This window comes from Bradyrhizobium sp. LA2.1 (assembly GCF_040547725.1).
GTDB lineage: Bacteria > Pseudomonadota > Alphaproteobacteria > Rhizobiales > Xanthobacteraceae > Bradyrhizobium > Bradyrhizobium barranii.
This window is the reverse complement of the sequence record NZ_JBEPQI010000020.1, coordinates 64010-84242: the sequence shown is the minus strand read 5'-3', so window position 1 is coordinate 84242 and position 20233 is coordinate 64010. Positions and strand designations below refer to the sequence as shown.

General features: G+C 64.1%; 15 protein-coding genes and 2 tRNA genes. 8 read left to right on the top strand and 9 right to left on the bottom strand.

The genetic code is table 11. The annotated features are described in order from the left end of the window. Nucleotides 1-9 precede the first annotated feature (9 nt). Nucleotides 10-1260, top strand: coding sequence for a peptidase T (gene pepT, locus ABIB95_RS32050; RefSeq protein WP_247301958.1), 1251 nt, complete (start codon nt 10-12; stop codon nt 1258-1260). A gap of 167 nt (nt 1261-1427) precedes the next feature. Here pepT and ABIB95_RS32045 read toward each other — a convergent pair whose 3' ends face one another. Then, complete coding sequence (locus tag ABIB95_RS32045; RefSeq protein WP_354245376.1) at nt 1428-2144, bottom strand: cation efflux transmembrane domain-containing protein; 717 nt, start codon at nt 2142-2144, stop codon at nt 1428-1430. Nucleotides 2145-2331: 187 nt separating this feature from the next. Here ABIB95_RS32045 and ABIB95_RS32040 point away from each other — a divergent pair, with 187 nt between their 5' ends. Genes ABIB95_RS32040 through ABIB95_RS32020 form a run of 5 tightly spaced genes read left to right on the top strand, consistent with a single transcriptional unit; the run spans nt 2332 to nt 9180 of the window. Further along, on the top strand, nt 2332-2694 hold the full coding sequence (locus ABIB95_RS32040; RefSeq protein WP_354245373.1) for a hypothetical protein: 363 nt from the start codon (nt 2332-2334) through the stop codon (nt 2692-2694). Nucleotides 2695-2749: 55 nt separating this feature from the next. Further along, nucleotides 2750-4024 (top strand): divalent metal ion exporter subunit IhpA, encoded by a 1275-nt coding sequence (ihpA, locus tag ABIB95_RS32035; RefSeq protein WP_354245371.1) that lies wholly within the window; start codon nt 2750-2752, stop codon nt 4022-4024. Continuing rightward, complete coding sequence (gene ihpB, locus ABIB95_RS32030; protein WP_354245368.1) at nt 4021-4998, top strand: divalent metal ion exporter adaptor subunit IhpB; 978 nt, start codon at nt 4021-4023, stop codon at nt 4996-4998. Before ihpA ends, ihpB begins: the two co-directional genes overlap by 4 nt. After that, the gene (locus ABIB95_RS32025; protein WP_354245365.1) at nt 4991-8203 is read left to right on the top strand and encodes an efflux RND transporter permease subunit; all 3213 of its coding nucleotides are present in this window, start codon (nt 4991-4993) and stop codon (nt 8201-8203) included. Before ihpB ends, ABIB95_RS32025 begins: the two co-directional genes overlap by 8 nt. 2 nt (nt 8204-8205) lie before the next feature. Then, the gene (locus tag ABIB95_RS32020) at nt 8206-9180 is read left to right on the top strand and encodes a cation diffusion facilitator family transporter (RefSeq protein WP_354245362.1); all 975 of its coding nucleotides are present in this window, start codon (nt 8206-8208) and stop codon (nt 9178-9180) included. A gap of 123 nt (nt 9181-9303) precedes the next feature. Here the strand turns inward: ABIB95_RS32020 and ABIB95_RS32015 are convergent, their stop codons facing one another. Continuing rightward, nucleotides 9304-10164, bottom strand: a complete 861-nt coding sequence (locus ABIB95_RS32015) for a class I SAM-dependent methyltransferase (protein ID WP_354245359.1) — start codon at nt 10162-10164, stop codon at nt 9304-9306. Between the two features lie 180 nt (nt 10165-10344). Then, entirely contained in the window at nt 10345-10536 is a 192-nt protein-coding gene (locus ABIB95_RS32010) for a hypothetical protein (RefSeq protein ID WP_014494837.1), read from the bottom strand. A 433-nt stretch (nt 10537-10969) separates the two neighbouring features. On the opposite strand from ABIB95_RS32010, the gene ABIB95_RS32005 reads away from it, so the two are divergent. Continuing rightward, nucleotides 10970-11046: transfer RNA gene (locus ABIB95_RS32005), tRNA-Val, on the top strand. 92 nt (nt 11047-11138) lie between these two features. Here ABIB95_RS32005 and ABIB95_RS32000 read toward each other — a convergent pair. The 6 genes from ABIB95_RS32000 to ABIB95_RS31975 all read right to left on the bottom strand — a co-directional run bounded on the left by ABIB95_RS32000 (nt 11139) and on the right by ABIB95_RS31975 (nt 18748). Further along, on the bottom strand, nt 11139-11543 hold the full coding sequence (locus ABIB95_RS32000; protein WP_354245356.1) for a GFA family protein: 405 nt from the start codon (nt 11541-11543) through the stop codon (nt 11139-11141). A 69-nt stretch (nt 11544-11612) separates the two neighbouring features. After that, nucleotides 11613-14036 (bottom strand): endopeptidase La, encoded by a 2424-nt coding sequence (lon, locus tag ABIB95_RS31995; RefSeq protein ID WP_063982959.1) that lies wholly within the window; start codon nt 14034-14036, stop codon nt 11613-11615. Between the two features lie 324 nt (nt 14037-14360). Then, nucleotides 14361-15632, bottom strand: a complete 1272-nt coding sequence (gene clpX, locus ABIB95_RS31990; RefSeq protein WP_014494834.1) for an ATP-dependent Clp protease ATP-binding subunit ClpX — start codon at nt 15630-15632, stop codon at nt 14361-14363. A 461-nt stretch (nt 15633-16093) separates the two neighbouring features. Further along, a complete protein-coding gene (locus tag ABIB95_RS31985; RefSeq protein ID WP_063982958.1) occupies nt 16094-16726 on the bottom strand; it encodes an ATP-dependent Clp protease proteolytic subunit in 633 nt (210 codons plus the stop codon). A gap of 401 nt (nt 16727-17127) precedes the next feature. Then, nucleotides 17128-18489 (bottom strand): trigger factor, encoded by a 1362-nt coding sequence (tig, locus tag ABIB95_RS31980; protein WP_085400716.1) that lies wholly within the window; start codon nt 18487-18489, stop codon nt 17128-17130. A gap of 174 nt (nt 18490-18663) precedes the next feature. Continuing rightward, nucleotides 18664-18748 (bottom strand) — tRNA-Leu (locus tag ABIB95_RS31975). A gap of 154 nt (nt 18749-18902) precedes the next feature. On the opposite strand from ABIB95_RS31975, the gene ABIB95_RS31970 reads away from it, so the two are divergent. Continuing rightward, complete coding sequence (locus ABIB95_RS31970) at nt 18903-20231, top strand: multicopper oxidase domain-containing protein (RefSeq protein ID WP_354245352.1); 1329 nt, start codon at nt 18903-18905, stop codon at nt 20229-20231. The last annotated feature ends 2 nt before the right edge of the window (nt 20232-20233 follow it).

Genomic DNA, 20233 nt, shown 5'->3' with positions numbered 1-20233 from the left:
TGACCAGAAATGTCCTCCCTCTCCTTTTCGCACACCGTGACTGAACGCTTCCTGCGCTACGTCACCATCGACACCCAGTCCGATCCGGAATCCCCGGCCTCGCCCTCGACCGAGAAACAGAAAGATCTCGGCCGCGTGCTCGCCGCCGAGCTGAAGGCCATGGGCGTCGCCGACGCGCATCTCGACGACTTCGGCTACGTCTACGGAACGATCCCGGCCAATACGACCAAGAAGGTGCCGGTGATCTGTTTCTGCTCGCACATGGACACCTCGCCCGACGTGACCGGCAAGGACGTCAAGCCGCAGCTGGTGAAGGACTATCGCGGCGGCGATATCACCCTGCCGGGCGATACCAGCCAGGTGATCCGCTTCACTGAACATCCCGCGCTGAAGAACCAGATCGGCAACGACATCATCACCACCGACGGCACCACGCTGCTCGGCGCCGACAACAAGGCCGGCGTCGCCGAGATCATGGATGCCGCGCATTTCTTCATCAACAACCCCGATGTGAAGCACGGCACCATCAAGATCCTGTTCACGCCGGACGAGGAGATCGGCCGCGGCGTCGACAATGTCGACCTGAAGAAGCTCGGCGCCGATTTCGGCTACACCATGGACGGCGAGAGCGCCGGCAGCGTCGAGGACGAGACCTTCTCGGCCGACGGCGCCACCATCACCATCAACGGCGTCAGCGCCCATCCAGGCTACGCCAAGGGCAAGATGGAGCACGCGATCAAGATCGCAGCCGCCATCATCGAGCGGCTGCCGAAGGAAGGCTGCTCGCCCGAGACGACGTCAGGCAAGCAGGGCTTCCTGCATCCGATCGGCATCGACGGCGCACTGGAGCAGGCGACGCTCTCATTCATCGTGCGCGACTTCACCGAGGAGGGGCTGAAGGAGAAGGAAGTCCTGCTCGAGAACATCGTCAAGGACGTGATGAAGGACTATCCGCGCTCGACCTACAAGTTCGAGGTCAGGGAGCAGTACCGTAACATGAAGCAGGTGATCGACCGTCACCCGCACATCCTCGAATACGCCATCGAGGCGATCCGCCGTGCCGGTCTGCGCCCGATGCGCACCGCGATCCGCGGCGGCACCGACGGCTCGCGCCTGTCCTTCATGGGCCTGCCCTGCCCCAACATCTTCGCCGGCGAGCACGCGTTTCATTCGCGGCTCGAATGGGTCAGCCGGCAGGACATGGAAAAGGCGGTGCAGACGATCGTGCATCTCGCGATGATCTGGGAGGAGAAGGCGTAGGAACGCCGCGCCTCCCGGCGGCAGGGCAAAATAATTCCGAGCCCTGCGGAACGATCCAGTGCGGGGCGCGTTAGCGCCTCAAGTCCCAAGGATGAGAATGTGAGCACATAAGGCCTCAGCCGGTCATCCCCGGGCTGGGGCCTTTCCGTGTTTGGATCGCGCCACCCTCAGGCAGTCACGGCAGCTTGCCCGCCGCGATACTCTGCCCATGCTTGCCGCAGGATTTGCAGCGAAGAGGTCAGGAAGATTCCGGCCATCACGCCGGCGACAGCCAGATCGGGCCATGCCGTCGCGGTTCCGAATACGCCGATGGCAGCGACCATCACGATGACGTTGCCGATCGCGTCATTGCGCGAGCAGAGCCATACCGACCGCACATTGGCATCACCGTCCTTGTAGCGCGCGAGCAAGAGAACCGAGGTCAGGTTCGCTGCCAGCGCGGCCAGGCTCATCGCTCCCATCAGCTCCGCACGTGGGAGCCCCAGGACCAGGGTCTGATAGAGCGTTGACCCGAACACCCAGGCGGCCATGGCACTGAGCGACAACCCCTTGAACAACGCGGCGGTGGCACGCGTCTTGATGCTCGCGCCGATCACCGAAAGGCTCAGGCCGTAGGTGACCGTGTCGGCGAGGAAGTCGAGAGCGTCGGCCTTGAGAGCCTGGGAGCCGGCCAAATGGCCCGCCGCCATTTCACTCACGAACATCGCGGCGTTGATGGCGATGACGGTCCACAGCACGCGCTTGTATCGCGGATCGAGCCCGTCGAAGACCGGAACGCCCGCCGAGCAGCAGTCGGCGCAACCTGACGCGGCGACTTCCTCCACACGGGCTTTGGCGGCTTCCCCACAGCACGCATCATGCGAGCAGCAAGACTCTTCGGGCATTCCGGGCTCCCTCTCGTCGTTTCTATCTTACCATGGGACCGTAACGATGGCGATGAACGGACGTCGCTGCTTGCAATCGCATGGATACATGCGGGTGCGACGTTCAGTTCCCCACACGTAACATTATTGCGGGTCGACACTGTTCCGGTCGCCATGCTACGAACCCGGACGTAACCAGAGTGACTTCGTGACTGCGATCCGCCGCCCGATCAGATTGTTTCGCCTGCGCAACTGGCGCGGGCTGTTGGCTGCGTGTCTCGCAATCAGCTATCTGCTGTCGGGCGTGTTGCATACGTGCCAATGCCTGGACGTGACCAATCCGTTCGGCCAGCTGGAAATCGCTGCGTCGCCGGGACCCGATTCCGGAGACACGGATAACAAGACGCTGGCAGCCCATCACTGTCATGGCTGTTTCTCGGTGGTCTTCGCGCAACTGCTGCTGCCTGACGCAATGTCGGAGCTGGTGGCCGCGTCAAATCCGCCTCGTCCGACTGTTCTTGCAGGCGTCGTGCCTGACACCGACTCTCCGCCCCCCAAACATCTGACCTGAACTGATCAGCCGGGCGCCCGCGCGCCTACGATGCTATTGTTCACAGGTCACCTTCATGTCTTGCAGACGGACTGCCGCGCGCCTTGCCTGCGCGATGGCGATTTTCGTCAGCCCCTGGCTGACGCAGCACGCACACGCCCAGACGCTGACGATGCGGAGCGCGCTCACGCGCGCCCTGGCAGCGAGCCCGCGGCTCACCGCGGCGGAGCGCGACGTCGGCATCGCCACGGGTCAGCGCATCCAGGCCGGCGCACTGCTCAATCCGGAGCTGTCCTATGAGCAGGACAATTCGTTCGGGTCGGGCATCTATCGCGGCACGAGATCGGCCGAGACCACGCTCCAGATCAGCCAGGCCTTCGAGCTGTTCGGCAAGCGTGACGCGCGGATCGCCGCAGGCGCCGCCGGCATCGAGGTGGCCGCGATCCAGCGCAAGGCCGTCAGGCTGGAGGTGCTGTCGGAGACTGCGATCGCCTTCCTCAGCGTGCTCGGTGCGCAGCGGCGCATCCAGATCCTCGACGAGCAGATCGCCGCGATCGACCGGCTGACGCCGCTGCTGCGCCGCCGTGTCGAGGCCGGCGCCTCCTCGCCGGCCGAGACCGGCCGCGCCGAGGTGGCGTCCGCCCTGGTGAAGGCCGACCGCGAACGCTTCAAGGCAACGCTTGCGAGCGCCCGGCGCGAGCTTGCGGTGCTGATGGGGGATCCCGCGGCAAAATTCGGCGAGGTCTCCGGCCGGCTCGACACCACGGGAAAGACGCCGACGTTCCAGTCGGTCGTCGCCGCCATCGATGCCAATCCGCAGCTGGTGCGCTGGACGGCGGTGTATGCCCAGCGCAATGCCGAGCTGTTGATGGCACGCTTAAGGCCCTATCCCGACGTGCGGATCGCGGCGGGATGGCGCCATTTCAACGAGACCAATGACGATGCGGTGCGCCTCACCGTCTCGGTGCCGATTCCCGTGTTCGACCAGAACCAGGGCAACATCCTCTCGGCGCAGGAAAGCCTCGCCAAGACCAGGGCCGAGCGCGAGGCCAACCGCAACACGCTGATCGTGGTCGCCGGCCGCGCCTACGACTCGCTCCAGGGCTCGCTGCGCGAGCTCGCGGTGCTGCGCGAAACCGCGATTCCGAAAGCCACGGAAGCCTCGGAGGCGATCGCGCAGGGCTACGGCCAGGGCCGCTTCTCCCTGCTCGAAGTGCTCGACGCCCAGGCGAGCGTTACGCAAGCGCGCCTGCGCGAGCAGGAGGCACTGCAGAACTTCCATGCCGGCGTTGCGACCATCGAAGGCCTCGTCGGCAATCCCTTTGCGCTGGCCCGGGAGAGCGCGCGATGAAGACATCCTCCACCATCGTCATTGCCATCGTTGCCGCAGCACTCGGCGCTTACGGCTATTCCCTGCTCGCCCCTGCCGGGGTCACGCACACCGAGCATGCCGCGGAGAAGAAGCCGGAGAAGCCGAACGACCATGTCGAGCAGGACGAGCACGGCGCCGACCGCATCCGCATCTCCGACGTCAAGCTGGCAGCTGCCGGTATCACGCTGGCGGAGGCCGGGAGTGCGACGCTGACCGATACGCTGTCCTTCAACGGCATCTTGCGCGCCAACCAGGAAGCGGTCGTGCAGGTGACGCCGCGCTTTCCGGGGGTCGCCAAATCGATCCAGAAGCGCATCGGCGACAGGGTCCGCAAGGACGATCTGCTCGCCGCGATCGAGAGCAACCAGAGCCTCACCGTCTACGAGCTCAAGGCGCCGATCGCCGGCACCATCATCGAGCGGCAGATCTCGCTCGGCGAATACGTCTCCGAGCAGAAGCCGGCCTTCGTGGTCGCCGACCTCTCGACGATCTGGGTCGACCTGTCGATCTACCGGCAGGACCTCCGGCGCGTTCGCCTCAATGACGAGGTGCTGATCGATCCCGACGACGGCCGCGGCGAGATCAAGGGCACGATCGCCTACATGGCGCCGATCGGCAGTAGCGAGACCCAGACCGCGCTCGCCCGCGTGGTGCTGCCGAATCCGGACGGGCGCTTGCGTCCCGGCCTGTTCGTCACGGCGCGGCTTGTGCTCGCAAAACGTCACGTCGCCGTGGCGGTACGCACAGGGGCGATCCAGATGCTGGAGAATAAGACGGTCGTGTTCGTCCGCGAAGACGACGACAAGATCGAGGCCCGCCCCGTGGAAACAGGCGATTCCGATGCGAAGTTCGTGGAGATCCGTGCAGGCCTCTCGGCCGGCGAACGCTACGTCGCCGAGAACAGCTTCGTGGTGAAGGCGGAGATGGGCAAGGGAGAGGCCGACCATGATTGACGCCCTCCTCGCCCTCGCCATCCGCCAGCGCTGGATGGTCATCCTCATCACACTCGCGGTCGGCGCCTTCGGCGCCTGGAACTTCACGCGTCTGCCGATCGATGCCGTGCCTGATGTCACCAACGTCCAGGTCCAGATCAACACCCGTGCGCCCGGCCTATCGCCGCTCGAATCCGAGCAGCGGATCACCTTTCCGATCGAGACCGCGATGGGTGGCCTGCCCAAGCTCGAATATACCCGGTCGATCTCGCGCTACGGTCTCAGCCAGGTCACCGTCGTGTTCCAGGACGGCACCGACATCTATTTCGCACGCCAGCTCGTCAACGAGCGCATCCAGCAGGCACGCGACCAGTTGCCGGCCGGCGTCGAAGTTGCGATGGGGCCGATCTCGACCGGTCTCGGCGAGATCTACGTCTACTCGGTGGAAGCCAAGCCGGGCGCGAAATCTCCGACCGGCCTCGAATTCACGCCGACGGAATTGCGTACCATCCAGGACTGGATCATCAAGCCGCAATTGCGCACCATCCCCGGCGTGATCGAGGTCAACTCGATCGGCGGCTACGAGCGGCAATTCCACGTGCTGCCGATCCCCGCCCGTCTGATGGCCTACAAGCTCGGTTTCCGCGACATCATGACGGCGCTGACCGCCAACAACGCCAATGTCGGCGCCGGCTATATCGAGCGCAACGGCGAGCAATATCTCGTCCGAGCGCCCGGCCAGGTCGCCAATATCGACGACATCAAGGACATCGTGATCGGCTCGCGTGGCGGGGTGCCGGTACGTATCCGTGACGTCGCCGACGTGCAGGAAGGGCACGAGCTCCGCATGGGCGCGGCGTCAGCCAACGGCAAGGAGACCGTGCTCGGCACCACCATGCTGCTGATCGGCGAGAACAGCCGCACCGTGGCCCAGCGCGTGGCGGCTCGACTCAACGAGATCGCAAAATCGCTGCCTGAGGGCGTGATCGCGCACGCGGTTTACGACCGCACGCATCTGGTGGAAGCCACCATCGAGACCGTCGAGAAGAACCTCGTCGAGGGCGCGGCGCTGGTGATTGCAGTGCTGTTCCTGATCCTCGGCAACATCCGCGCCGCCCTGATCACCACCTGTGTCATTCCCCTCTCGATGCTGTTTACGATATCAGGCATGGTCGAAAGCAAGGTCAGCGCCAATTTGATGAGCCTGGGCGCGATCGATTTCGGCATCATCGTCGACGGCGCAGTCATCATCGTCGAAAACTGTTTGCGGCTGCTCGCCGTCGAGCAGAGCCGGCGCGGACGGCTGCTGTCGCTGGAGGAACGGCTGGAGACGATTCACGCGGGCGCGCGCGAGGTCATCAAGCCGAGCCTGTTCGGCACGTTGATCATCGCGGTCGTCTATCTCCCGGTCCTCACCCTGACGGGCACCGAGGGCAAGATGTTCACGCCGATGGCGCTGACCGTGCTGATGGCGCTCGCGGGCGCGGCGCTGCTGTCGGTCACGTTCGTCCCGGCTGCGGTGGCGATCTTCGTCACCGGCAAGGTCTCGGAGAAGGAGAACATCTTCATGCGGGCGGCAAAACGGTTCTATTTGCCGCTGCTCGAGCGTGCCATCCGCTACCGTGGCAGCGTCGCGTTTGGTGCCGTCCTGATCGTCGCCGGCAGCATCTTCGCCGCGACGCGCATGGGCGGCGAGTTCATCCCGAGCCTGGACGAAGGCGACATTACCATCGAGACCATCCGAATTCCCGGCACCAGCCTGACCCAGAGCGCCGACATGCAGATTCGGCTGGAGAAGGCGGTCAAGCAGGTTCCAGAGGTGGCGACGGTCTTCTCCAAGATGGGCACCGCCGAAATCGCCAACGATCCGATGCCGCCGAATGTCGCCGACACCTTCGTGACGCTGAAGCCGCGTGAGGAATGGCCCGACCCCGCCAAGCCGAAGAACGAGGTGATCGAGGACATCGAGCGCACCGCCAACACCCTGCCCGGCACGGCATATGCGATGACCCAACCGATCCAGATGCGCTTCAACGAGCTGATCGCCGGTATCCGCAGCGATGTCGGCGTCAAGATCTTCGGCGACGATCTCGACGTGCTGGCCGGCATCGCCCAGCAGGTCAACGGCGTGGTCCGCGGCATCGAGGGTGCCGCCGACGTGAAGACCGAGCAGGTCGCAGGCCTGCCGATCCTCACGGTCAAGCTCGACCGCCAAGCGTTGTCGCGCTACGGCCTCAGTCTCAGCGAGGTGCAGAACCTGGTCGAGATCGCGATCGGCGGCAAGCCGGTCGGAAAGCTGTTCGAGGGCGATCGCCGCTTCGACATCGTGGTGCGGCTGCCGGAAAACCTGCGTGCCAACCCCGACACGATCAAATCGCTGCCGATCCCGCTGCCGCCGGGCGACGATGTCCCCGCCGTCACCAAGACCGCCTGGCCAGGTGCATCGGGCTCGACGCTCCGCTACGTGCCCCTGTCCTCGGTTGCGACGATCGAGATCGCGCCCGGCCCCAACCAGATCAGCCGCGAGAACGGCAAGCGCCGCGTGGTGGTGATGGCCAACGTTCGCGGGCGCGACCTGCGCTCCTTCGTCGCCGAGGCCCAAGAGGCGGTGGCCGAGAAGGTCAAGCTGCCGCCCGGTTACTGGATCGGCTGGGGCGGACAGTTCGAGCAGCTGGTCTCCGCCACCAAGCGGCTGACCATCGTGGTGCCGGTGGCGCTGCTGCTGGTGTTCCTGCTGTTGTTCATGGGCATGGGATCAGTGGCGGATGCGGCGCTGGTATTCTCCGGCGTGCCGCTGGCGCTGACCGGCGGGGTCGCCGCGCTGTTGCTGCGCGGTATTCCCTTATCGATCAGCGCCGGTGTCGGCTTCATCGCATTGTCAGGCGTGGCCGTTCTCAACGGCCTCGTCATCATCGCCTTCATCGAGCGGCTGCGCAGCGAGGGGCGCCCCGTGGCCGACGCGGTGCGCGAGGGTGCGCTGACGCGGCTGCGTCCGGTGCTGATGACCGCCCTGGTCGCCTCCCTCGGCTTCGTGCCGATGGCGCTCGCCACCGGCGCCGGCGCCGAGGTGCAGCGTCCGCTGGCGACCGTGGTGATCGGCGGCATCATCTCCTCGACCGTGCTGACGCTGCTGGTGCTGCCGGCGCTCTATGCGCTGTTCCGGCGTGACGGGGCTGCCGAAACGCCTACAATGGCGCCTGATTTGGCGGCGTCCGGGGAGCGCTAGATTTGGGCAGCCACGACCATCACGGACATCACCACCATGATCATGCCGGCCACGGGCATGACCACGGGCATAGCCACGGTCCTGGCCACGCGCATGTCCATGCGCCCGCCGATTTCGGCACGGCGTTCGCGATCGGCATTTCGCTCAACACCGCGCTGGTCGTGGCCGAGGCGATCTACGGCTATATCGGCAACTCCACCGCCCTGCTCGCCGATGCCGGCCATAACCTCAGCGACGTGCTCGGCCTGGTCGTGGCCTGGTGCGCGTCGATCGCGGCAAGGCGCGCGCCGAGCGGCCGCTTCACCTATGGCTTTCGCGCCTCCACCATCCTGGCGGCGCTGGCGAACGCGGTGTTCCTGCTGGTCGCGACCGGCGCGATCGGCTGGGAAGCGATCTTGCGGCTGCGCGAGCCGGAGCCGGTCGCAGGCGTCACCGTGATGGTGGTCGCCGGTATCGGCATCCTCATCAACGGTTTTACCGCCATGCTGTTCGCGCGCGGACGCAAGGACGACATCAACATCGAGGGCGCCTATCTGCACATGGCGGCCGACGCCGCGGTCTCGCTTGGCGTCGTGATCTCGGCGGCGCTGATCATCTGGACCGGCTGGCTCTGGCTCGATCCCGTCACCAGCCTCGTCATCTGCGCCACCATCCTCTGGAGCACCACCAGCCTGCTGCGCGGCTCCATCGATATGTCGATGGCGGCGGCACCCAAGGGCACCGACATCGCCGCAATCAAGATCTTTCTGCTGGAGCGGCCCGGCGTCTCGGGAATCCATGATCTCCACGTCTGGCCGATCTCGACCACCGAGACGGCGCTAACCTGCCATCTCGTCATGCCCGGCGGCGCCGGCGATGCATTCCTGATGGAGACGGCGCAGATGCTGAGGGCGTCGTTCCGCATCGGCCACACCACGCTCCAGATCGAGACGCATCCCGACAATGGCTGCGCGCTCGCGCCGGATGATGTGGTTTAGGACTCACAGGCCCATCCACGCCGTCATTGCGAGGAGCGAAGCGACGAAGCAATCCAGACTGTCTCCGCGGAGGCAGTCTGGATTGCTTCGCTACGCTCGCAATGACGGTGGATAGAGCGTCGCCTACGCCGCCTTCGCCGTGACGATCCAGATCGCGCCCTGCAACGCTACGCTTTGTCCCTTCATGAACGGCGCGAGCATCTCGCGGATCGAGGCTTTTGCAGCGGCATATGTCTCCGGCGGATGGCCTTGCAGCGCGCGGCTGGCGGGGCCAATCTGGAGCGAGCCCTCGACCGCGGCATCAAGCCCACCGCCGATTGCGACATCCATCGCCAGATTATGCGGCTCCATAGCCACGTCCACGAAGCCTGCACCTTTCAGGATGCGCATCACGCGCTCTTCCGAGGCGAAGGCGAACGGGCCCGGTTCTTCCGGCCCGACCGGCGGCATCTTCGGGACATGTTTGTAGACCGCCATCAGCGGCGCCATCATCCACGGATTTTCCTTCGGCTCGCGCCAGCAGGCGAAGGCGAGCCGTCCGGTCGGCTTCAGCGCGCGGCGGAGGTTGGTGAAGGACGCAATGGGATCGGCGAAGAACATCACGCCGAAGCGCGACGCCAACAGGTCAAAGCTCGCCGGCTCGAACGGATGGACCGTCGCATCCGCCAGCACGAAATCGAGCGGCAGGCCTTTTGGCGCAAACGCGCGCGCCTGCGCCAGCATCGGGTCGGAGACGTCGAGGCCGAGCGCGAAGCCATCGGGCGCGACAGCCTTCGCGAACGCGAACGTCGTCGCACCGGAGCCGCAGCCGACATCGAGCACGCGCTCGCCCGGCTTCGGCCTGGCGCGATCAATCAGCACGTCGGCGATGGGTCCAAGCAAGCTTTCCTGGGCAGCGTGCCGATCGGCCCAGCGCTGCCCGCTCGGACCGTTCCAATAGGCGATCTGGTCGGCATTCTCTGCGTGTCCGCTTGGCTGTTCCATGGATCCCCTCCGGCAGCTTGGTCGAAAGACCCCGATGCCGAAAAGCAAAGACGCCGTCAACTGAGGCGGCCTGTTCGGTCCACCTGTCAGCGAGACGTTCTTGCGTTCACGCCGCACGACACGGCGTCAGAGGTTGACGGACCGCCGAGGTCTTCAACTGCCGACCTGCACTACGCCGGATCATTCGGCCGCGAGCGAAACTCCGGTTCGCTTGGCGAGGACGCGGCGAAAGTCGGCTGCCAGCTCGTCGTAATAGTTGGCAAGCTCCTCGTAGAAGGCCCGACCGGCCTCATCAGGAGCTTCTTGAGCCGCTTTCATACAGTGGGCGGCTTTCGACTCGTACCTTTCCAGCTTGATGCGAAGATCACTCATCACGGCGATACTCCACGCTGCCACAGGGAGCCGTAACGTTGGTTCGGATGGCGATCAAAAAGATGACCGAAAAAGGGCAATTTTGGACCCTTGGAGGGCGGCTCGTGGACGTCCGATGCCAGGCGCAACGAGCCAGGACAGCCGCCAGCGGCCAAATCGGCGCGCCGTCAGCCGGAACTACCAAATTGGAACGATCGAGCCGCGGCGGCTCATGCGTCGCACTTCGCGCAAACACGCCCGGCAACAATGTCGGTAGATGAGGTCCAGCAGGGCACACATTGGCCACCCCTCCATCGTGAATTGCGGTGGACATTGGCCGACTCGCGGGCGGACGCCTGTGACAATCATCACAAAGGCGGTCTTGCTCGAGCCCTGTTTGCGATGCGTTCGGGCCTTGCTCGAACACCCGCGGGAGGGCTAAAGAGGCGCCTTGGGGCGGTTAGCTCAGCTGGTTAGAGCATCTCGTTTACACCGAGAGGGTCCGCGGTTCGAATCCGTGACCGCCCACCAGCCTGCGCTCGCGCAGCGACGCAGGCTGCCACGCCGAATCCCAACGGGCGAAGGCGGGCTTTTTGCGGCGAGCTTCGGCTTGGCAAGCCAGCCTAATCCCCCGGCCTCCCCGGCAGCAACGGCACCGCGTCGATCCACACCGCCGCCGACTGGCACCAGATCTGCCTGACGGGCCGCAATTTGTCGCGCTGGCGGATTGAGCCCCAGCGGATGCCCCAATCGTCAGCCTGGTCGCCCTCGCCGCTGGTGAACAGCGGGGAACCGCAGTCGGCGCAGAAGTGCTGGAAGCGCATCCGGCCGTTGTCGCCGCGCTTGCCGTAGACTTTTGGCGTGCCGCTGGTCAGCCTGACGTCGGCGTTGCTACAGATCGCGGTCACCCGGAACGGCGATCCCGTCAGGGTCTGACAATCCCGGCAATGGCAGACCGACACCGTTTCGGGATCGATCTCGGCCTCGAAGGTGATCTGCCCGCAATGGCACTGCCCGTCGATCTGCATCGCCCTGATCCCTGCCCCCAAAACAAAAACGGCGCCCGAAGGCGCCGTTTTATCATCTTTCGCTGAACCTCAGTGAGCGGTCAGTCCGCCGGCGGCCTCGTCCCCGTCCGGCTTCACCGTCACCTTGGTGTCCTCTTCCCAGACGATCGGCACCGGCTTCTTCACCAGCGCCTTGGCGACGACGTCGTCCAGTCGCGACACCGGGATGATCTCCATGCCGCCCTTGATCGCATCGGAAATCTCCGTGAGATCCTTGGCGTTGTCCTCGGGGATCAGCACCATCTTGATGCCGCCGCGGGCAGCAGCCAGCAGCTTCTCCTTCAGGCCGCCGATCGGCAGCACACGGCCGCGCAGCGTGATCTCGCCGGTCATCGCGACATCGTGGCGGACCGGAATGCCGGTCATGACCGAGATGATCGCGGTGGCCATTGCCACGCCCGCCGACGGACCGTCCTTCGGCGTCGCGCCTTCCGGCACGTGCACGTGGATGTCGCGCCGGTCGAACAGCGGCGGCTCGATGCCGTAGACGATCGCACGCGAGCGCACGTAGGACGCCGCCGCCGAGATCGATTCCTTCATCACGTCGCGCAGATTGCCCGTGACCGTCATCTTGCCCTTGCCGGGCATCATGACGCCTTCGATGGTCAAGAGCTCACCGCCGACATCGGTCCATGCAAGGCCCGTGACGATGCCAACCTGCGGCTCGCTCTCGATCTCGCCGTAGCGGTACTTCGGCACGCCCAGAAGCTCTTCCAGAGTCTTCTCGGTGACCTTGACCGACTTCTTCTTGGAGATCATCAGCTCCTTCACCGCCTTGCGGGCGAGTGTGGAGAGCTCACGCTCCAGATTACGCACGCCCGCTTCGCGGGTGTAGCGGCGGATCAACAGCAGCAGCGCGTCGTCGTCGATCGAGAACTCCTTGGAGTCCAGGCCGTGCTTGGACACCGCGTTCGGGATCAGATGCTTGCGCGCGATCTCGACCTTCTCGTTCTCGGTGTAGCCCGCGATCCGGATGATCTCCATGCGGTCCATCAGCGGCCCCGGAATATTGAGCGTATTCGCGGTCGTGATGAACATCACATTGGACAGATCGTAGTCGACCTCGAGGTAGTGGTCGTTGAAGGTCCCATTCTGCTCGGGGTCGAGGACCTCAAGCAGCGCCGAAGACGGATCGCCGCGGAAATCGGCGCCCATCTTGTCGATCTCGTCCAGCAGGAACAGCGGATTGGACGACTTCGCCTTCCGCATCGACTGGATGATCTTGCCGGGCATCGAACCGATATAGGTGCGGCGATGACCGCGGATCTCGGCCTCGTCGCGCACGCCGCCGAGCGAGACGCGCACGAACTCACGTCCGGTCGCCTTCGCGATCGACTTGCCGAGCGAGGTCTTGCCGACGCCGGGCGGTCCGACGAGGCACAGGATCGGGCCCGTCAGCTTGTTGGCGCGCGACTGCACCGCGAGATACTCGACGATACGGTCCTTGACCTTCTCCAGCCCGTAGTGATCGGCATCCAGAACCGCCTGCGCCGATTCCAGATCCTTCTTCACCTTGGACTTCTTGTTCCACGGGATCGACAGCAGCCAATCCAGATAGTTGCGCACGACGGTCGCTTCCGCGGACATCGGCGACATCTGGCGCAGCTTCTTCAACTCATGCTGCGCCTTCTCGCGCGCTTCCTTGGAGAGCTTGGTCTTGGAGATCTTCTCTTCGAGATCGGCGAGTTCGTCGCGACCGTCGTCGTCGCCGAGCTCCTTCTGGATCGCCTTCATCTGCTCGTTGAGATAATACTCGCGCTGGGTCTTCTCCATCTGGCGCTTGACGCGCGAGCGGATGCGCTTCTCGACCTGCAGCACCGAGATCTCGCTCTCCATCAGGCCCAGCACCTTCTCGAGGCGCGTGGTGACCGACAGCGTCTCCAGGATTTGCTGGCGATCCGCAATCTTGACGGCGAGATGCGAGGCAACGGTGTCGGCGAGCTTGGCGAAATCGGTGATCGCCTGCACGACCCCGACGACCTCGGCCGAGATCTTCTTGTTGAGCTTCACATAGCTTTCGAAATCGGACACGACCGAGCGCGACAGTGCCTCCGCCTCGACCGACTTCGCATCGGTGTCGGCGAGCGCAATCGCGGTCGCTTCGTAGTACTCGCTGCGATCGGTGTATTTCTGCACGCGCGCACGCTCGAGCCCTTCGACCAGCACCTTCACGGTGCCGTCGGGAAGCTTCAAGAGCTGAAGCACGCTGGCGAGCGTACCGGTCTCGTAAATGGCATCGGGCGCCGGATCATCGTCGGACGCGTTCTTCTGCGTCGCGAGCATGATCAGCGCGTCGTTCTTCATCACCTCTTCGAGCGCGCGGATCGACTTCTCGCGACCGACGAAGAGCGGAACGATCATGTGCGGGAAGACGACGATGTCGCGCAGCGGCAGCACGGGATAGGCGTGCGTTTCGCCATGGACGATGGTTGGCCGGGGTTTTGGATTAGTCATGGCCTTTTCCTTTTGCTTTGCCCCCTTGCACGCAGCCCGCCATGCTCATGCGCAACCGCCACAAGGTGCCGAGGTGATCCACAAAACCGGCCTACCATTCTAAGGTTGGACCGGGCTTGCCGGATCGGAACTGAGGCGAATCTTGAAGAGAATTTTCGCTCGCCGTCGACATTAGGTGGCTATCGACCGGGGGGGTGTCAAGTCATTGAAAGACGCGCGCCATCAGGCGCTTACGCACGCGTATAAGCGACGCAAGATCGGCTGCGGAGAACCATTCCGCAGCCGCTACTATCAAAGACGATTGGAGCGTCCCAGCGCCGCAAATCAGGCGCTGGCGTTCTCGACGGCGCGATCGGACCGATCGGCGTAGATGTAGAGCGGACGGGCCGTACCTTCCACGACTTCGCGCGAAATCACGACTTCTTCCACACCTTCCAGGCCCGGCAGGTCGAACATGGTCTCGAGCAGGATCGCCTCGAGGATCGAACGCAGACCACGCGCGCCGGTCTTGCGCTCGATCGCCTTGCGGGCGACCGCGCCAAGCGCCTCGTCGGCGAAGGTCAGCTCGATGTTCTCCATTTCGAACAGCCGCTGGTACTGTTTCACCAGCGCGTTCTTCGGCTCGGTGAGGATCTTCTTCAGCGAAGTCTCGTCCAGATCCTCGAGCGTCGCCACGACCGGCAGACGGCCGACGAATTCGGGGATGAGACCGTACTTCAGGAGGTCCTCAGGCTCGACGTGGCGGAAGATCTCGCCGGTACGGCGATCCTCCGGCGCGAGCACCTGGGCGGCGAAGCCGATCGAGGTCGACCGCCCGCGCGCCGAGATGATCTTCTCGAGGCCGGCGAACGCACCGCCGCAGATGAACAGGATGTTGGTGGTATCCACCTGCAGGAACTCCTGCTGCGGATGCTTGCGGCCGCCCTGCGGCGGGACCGAAGCCACCGTGCCTTCCATGATCTTCAGCAGCGCCTGCTGCACGCCCTCACCCGACACGTCGCGCGTGATCGAGGGATTGTCGGACTTGCGGCTGATCTTGTCGATTTCATCGATGTAGACGATGCCGCGCTGGGCGCGCTCGACATTGTAGTCGGCGGCCTGGAGCAGCTTCAGGATGATGTTCTCGACGTCCTCGCCGACATAGCCGGCTTCGGTCAGCGTCGTTGCATCGGCCATCGTGAACGGCACGTCCAGGATGCGGGCGAGCGTCTGCGCGAGCAGCGTCTTGCCCGAACCGGTCGGACCGATCAGCAAGATGTTCGACTTCGCGAGCTCAACGTCGTTGTGCTTGGTCTGGTGGTTGAGGCGCTTGTAGTGATTGTGCACCGCGACCGACAGGACCTTCTTCGCATGGCTCTGGCCGATGACGTAATCGTCCAGGACCTTGCAGATTTCCTTCGGCGTCGGAATGCCGTCGCGCGACTTCACGAGCGAGGATTTGTTTTCCTCGCGGATGATGTCCATGCAGAGCTCAACGCACTCGTCGCAGATGAAGACCGTGGGACCCGCGATCAGTTTGCGGACTTCGTGCTGGCTCTTGCCGCAGAACGAGCAATACAGTGTGTTCTTGGAGTCGCTCGTGCCGACCTTACTCATTCATGTCTCCGTCCGCGGTTCGATCCCGCTCCGCTCGATCGCTCCATTCCGGCACGCATGCCGTATGAAGTTCAAATAGAGCAAATTCCGTACCAAGAAAGACCCTACGCGTTACATCCCGTGCGAATCACGGTCACTCGATTCTCCGCGATCATAGCCGATCAATCGTAGCCAACCATGCTGTCACCCGACTATCAAGAATTCGCTAATCGAGGGGGCGCTGGCTACCCGTGACAATACCGTGATTTCACGTCTTGGCACGGACGAAGTGATCGAAATCGCCCCGGAGTTGCTGGATTGCCACGAAAAACAAGCACGAAAGCGGAACTTTCTGCCTGTCGCGGGGCGCAAGACTGTTTTTTGCGCCGCCGCGTAGTGCGCCGTTAACGTGAACGTCGCCCTGACGATCCCGAGAAATCCCCATAGGTATTCCAGGGATCGATGTTGCAGCCCCGTTCGCGTTACTGCGGTTTCGCCGCCGGCTCTTCGGCGCGCTTGTCGATGACCCTGTCGACCAGCCCGAACTCCTTGGCGTCGTTCGCGGTGAGGAACTTGTCGCGTTCCAGCGCGTCCTCGATCGTCTTGTAGGTCTGACCGGTGTGCTTCACGTAGATCTCGTTGAGCCGCTTCTTCAGGTTCAGGATTTCCTGCGCGTGCAGCATGATGTCGGTGGCCTGGCCCTGGAAGCCGCCGGAGGGCTGATGCACCATGATGCGCGCGTTCGGCAGCGAGAAGCGCATGTCCTTCTCGCCGGCGCAGAGCAGCAGCGAGCCCATCGAGGCGGCCTGGCCCGTGCACAGCGTCGAGACCGGCGGGCGGATGAATTGCATGGTGTCGTAGATCGCGAGGCCCGACGTCACCACGCCGCCCGGCGAGTTGATGTACATCGAGATCTCCTTCTTCGGATTTTCCGCTTCAAGGAACAGGAGCTGCGCGACCACCAGCGTCGACATGCCGTCCTCGACCGGCCCGGTCAGGAAAATGATGCGCTCCTTCAACAGGCGCGAGAAGATGTCGTAGGCGCGCTCGCCACGGTTGGTCTGCTCGACCACCATGGGCACGAGGTTCATGTAGGTTTCAACCGGATCGCGCATGAGTCACCTAGGGTTTTAGGAGGCGGACATTGCCAGTCTTGGCTGCCAGTTTGGCTGGATTTGCCGGAAGGCCGATGGACGCCAGTGATGCAGGAAGTGGGTAGAGGTAGAACGCTTGGTAGAAGACTTGGGTACAGGCCGTACCGACAGATATAGCCCAATTCGCGCCAGACAAGTGCGGAGCGAATTAAGGCTTAATCCACGGGGCACTTGAAGCTGATTCTCGCAAACAGGCCCAGCCAGCCAGATGGCTAGCCGGGCCCCTTTGATGATCATCCTTAATGGAAGGCTGTTCTTGAGCCCCGTTCCGATGGAATTGGAACGGGACTCTAGATTCTAAGTTTGACGCGTTTTCTTTACGCGAACCGGTATCCACTTCGCTCGAAAACGCTCTAGAGCCTTCAGGCTGCGGTCTTTTCCGCGTCCTCGTCCTTGTACAGGTCCTCGCGCGAGACCTTCTTCTCGGTCACGTTGGCGAGCTCGAGGATGAAGTCGACGACCTTGTCCTCGTAGATCGGTGCACGAAGCTGGGCCAACGCCTGGGCGTTGCTGCGGTAATAGTCCCAGACTTCCTTCTCGCGGCCCGGCATCGAGCGAGCGCGCTCGATGACGGCGCGGCCGACCTCGTCGTCGGTCACGGTGATCTTGTTCTTCTCGCCGATCTCGGACAGCACGAGGCCGAGCCGAACGCGGCGGTCGGCGATCTTGCGGTACTCGTCCTTGGCCTTGTCTTCGGTGGTATCCTCGTCCGCGAAGGTCTTGCCGGCCGAATCCATCTCGGCCTTGACCGAGTTCCACATCAGATTGAACTCCTCGTCGACGAGCGACGGCGGCGCTTCGAAGCGATGCGCCTCGTCGAGGCGGTCGAGCAGCGCACGCTTGACGCGCTGGCGCGTCGCGCCGGCGAACTCGGCAGCCAGACGCTCGCGCGCGGCTTCCTTCAGCTTGTCCAGCGATTCGAGGCCCAGCGTCTTGGCGAACTCGTCATCGATCGCGACGTCCTGCGGCGCCTCGATCGAGGTCGCGGTGGTCTCGAACTCGGCCGGCTGGCCGGCGAGCTTGTCGTTCATGTAGTTCTTGGGGAACGACACTTTCAGCGTACGCGTCTCGCCCGCGCCGATGCCGGTGAGCTGCTCCTCGAAGCCGGGGATGAAGGTATTGGAACCGATCGCGACCTGGATGCCCTCGCCGGTGCCGCCCTCGAAGACTTCGCCGTTGATGGTGCCCTTGAAGTTGATGGTGACGCGGTCGCCCGACTCGGCCTTGGCGCCCTCGGCCTTGGCAGCATAGCCGCGGTTGCTGTCGGCGATGCGCTTGATGGCCTCGTCGACATCGGTGTCGGACACGTCAGCAACGGGCTTCTCGACCTGGAAGCTCTTGAAGTCGGCGAGCGCAATCGCAGGCACCACCTCGATCGCAACCGTGTAGGTCAGATCGGTTTTGCCGTTGAGCAGCTCCTCGACCTCGGCCTGCTCGGTCGGCATGGTGATCTTCGGCTCGGTCGCGAGGCGGAAACCGCGGTCGGAGAACAGCTGCGTGTTGGTGTCGCGGATGGTCTGGTCGATGGTCTCGGCCATCACCGAGCGGCCATAGACCTTCTTCAGGTGAGCGACCGGCACCTTGCCGGGGCGGAAGCCGTTGATGCGGACCTTGTCCTTGAGATCGACGAGTTTGGCACCAGCCTTGGCGTCGAGATCAGACGCGGGAACGCTGATCTTGAACTCGTGCTTCAAACCTTCCGAGAGGGTTTCTGTGACCTGCATGGCGTCCAATCTTCTTCTCGCTCGGCCCCGGCACGCATGCGTCGGGACGCTGTCATTAATCGAACCGGCGCGAGGCAAGACGCCTCAACGCCGGTGGTTCATCGGACCACTTCCGCCGGAAACACTCCGTGAGGAAGCAGCCCTTCGGTAATCCGTGCAAACGCTGAAAGCGCTTGGTGCGGGCGGAGGGACTCGAACCCCCACAACTTTCGTCACTGGAACCTAAATCCAGCGCGTCTACCAGTTCCGCCACGCCCGCGTGAATTTGCATCAAGACCGGCCGCGATGCCGCGGGCGGCCGGGCTTATAGCATGTGCCTGACTGTTCGCAGCAAAAAAATGGCCCGATAGAGTCCGGCTTTAAGTAGGCGCGACGGCTGGACTTATCCAGCGCTTCATGGTCCGCATCGAACCATGAAAACGCGGATCTCTGACCCGACCCGGCGTGAGGTTTTGGCCGGACTTGGAGCTGGACTTGGAGCCGGACTTGGAGCCTCCGCGGCCGGGCTGATCGCCGGCGGCGCAACCTCCGCTGTCACCGCCCAGCTCGCCCTGCAGGCAAGGCCGGCAACGCTGGCGCTCAGACCGGGTCAGTCGGCGACACCGATCTGGGAGCTCGCCGCCGTAAGCCATATCGGGAACGTCCGTCTCAAGCGAGGCGACCGCTGCGAGGTGGTCTTCCGGAACGACCTGCCTGTCCCGCTTGCGCCAGTCTGGTACGGCCTGAATGGCCCGGCTGCGGCCGACCCGTTGCGAGGGCGTACGCCGACCGCGACGGATACGACTGAAACTTCAATTGTTTCAATACCGAATGCAGGAACTCTAGCAGCCGACTTCCGTCTCTTCGAAGACGGTCTGAAGTTGCCCGCGCGCCCGCTTCCGATCATCGCCGGCGAGACAAATCGCGTCGCCGTCGACCGCGACGAGGTCATGTTGATCGAGGAATGGCGCTTGCGGCCGGATGGGACCGCGCTTCCGCCCGGCCGCGCGCCCGAGGACACGACACCGCTCTTTACCCTCAATGGCCGGACTTCATTCGAACTGTCAGCCGCGGCCGGCGAGCGGCTGCGGCTGCGCTTTATCAATGGCTCGCAACGTTCTGTTCTGGCGATCAAATTGGAAGGCCACGAGGTCCAGGTAATGGCCCTGGACGGACAGCCGGCCGAGCCATTCCCGGCGCGCAATGGCGCCCTGGTGCTCGCCCCCGGCGCACGCGCCGACGCCTTCGTGGATGCGGCCACATCGGCCCCATTCCTGTTGCATGACGGCAAGGAGGCGCGCCAGGTCGGGAGCCTCACGATATCAGGCAAGCTCGAGCGGCGCGCGCCGCTGTTGCCGCCACAGCCGCTCCCCCTGAACGACCTCCCCGAGAAGCTCGACCTCAAAGGCGCCCTGCGGTTCGATGTCGCGCTCGGCGCGCCCGACGCCGGCTGGGCACGGCCTGCAAGCTTCTCCGTCTCCTCCAATCCGGCCTTCCGCGCCAGGACCGGCCGCACCGTCGTGCTGGCCCTCAAGAACCCCGGACCGGTCACGACCGTGTTTCACCTGCACGGCCACCATTTCCGCCTGCTCGACAAGCTCGACGACGGCTGGAAACCCTATTGGCTCGACACGCTCGCAATCGAGCCCGGCCAGACCCAGCGGATCGCATTCGCGGCGACCTCACCCGGACGCTGGCTGATCGAATCCGTCGTGACCGACTGGGCCGCGCCGCGGCTGGTGCGCTGGTACGCGGTGGAGTGACC

Bases quoted from the DNA above. Each gene is read 5' to 3' on its own strand.
- pepT (WP_247301958.1), top strand. From the start codon at position 10: ATGTCCTCCCTCTCCTTTTCGCACACCGTGACTGAACGCTTCCTGCGC.
- ABIB95_RS32045 (WP_354245376.1), bottom strand. From the start codon at position 2,144: ATGCCCGAAGAGTCTTGCTGCTCGCATGATGCGTGCTGTGGGGAAGCC.
- ihpA (WP_354245371.1), top strand. From the start codon at position 2,750: ATGTCTTGCAGACGGACTGCCGCGCGCCTTGCCTGCGCGATGGCGATT.
- ihpB (WP_354245368.1), top strand. From the start codon at position 4,021: ATGAAGACATCCTCCACCATCGTCATTGCCATCGTTGCCGCAGCACTC.
- ABIB95_RS32025 (WP_354245365.1), top strand. From the start codon at position 4,991: ATGATTGACGCCCTCCTCGCCCTCGCCATCCGCCAGCGCTGGATGGTC.
- ABIB95_RS32015 (WP_354245359.1), bottom strand. From the start codon at position 10,164: ATGGAACAGCCAAGCGGACACGCAGAGAATGCCGACCAGATCGCCTAT.
- ABIB95_RS32010 (WP_014494837.1), bottom strand. From the start codon at position 10,536: ATGAGTGATCTTCGCATCAAGCTGGAAAGGTACGAGTCGAAAGCCGCC.
- ABIB95_RS32000 (WP_354245356.1), bottom strand. From the start codon at position 11,543: ATGCAGATCGACGGGCAGTGCCATTGCGGGCAGATCACCTTCGAGGCC.
- lon (WP_063982959.1), bottom strand. From the start codon at position 14,036: ATGACTAATCCAAAACCCCGGCCAACCATCGTCCATGGCGAAACGCAC.
- clpX (WP_014494834.1), bottom strand. From the start codon at position 15,632: ATGAGTAAGGTCGGCACGAGCGACTCCAAGAACACACTGTATTGCTCG.
- ABIB95_RS31985 (WP_063982958.1), bottom strand. From the start codon at position 16,726: ATGCGCGATCCGGTTGAAACCTACATGAACCTCGTGCCCATGGTGGTC.
- tig (WP_085400716.1), bottom strand. From the start codon at position 18,489: ATGCAGGTCACAGAAACCCTCTCGGAAGGTTTGAAGCACGAGTTCAAG.
- ABIB95_RS31970 (WP_354245352.1), top strand. From the start codon at position 18,903: ATGAAAACGCGGATCTCTGACCCGACCCGGCGTGAGGTTTTGGCCGGA.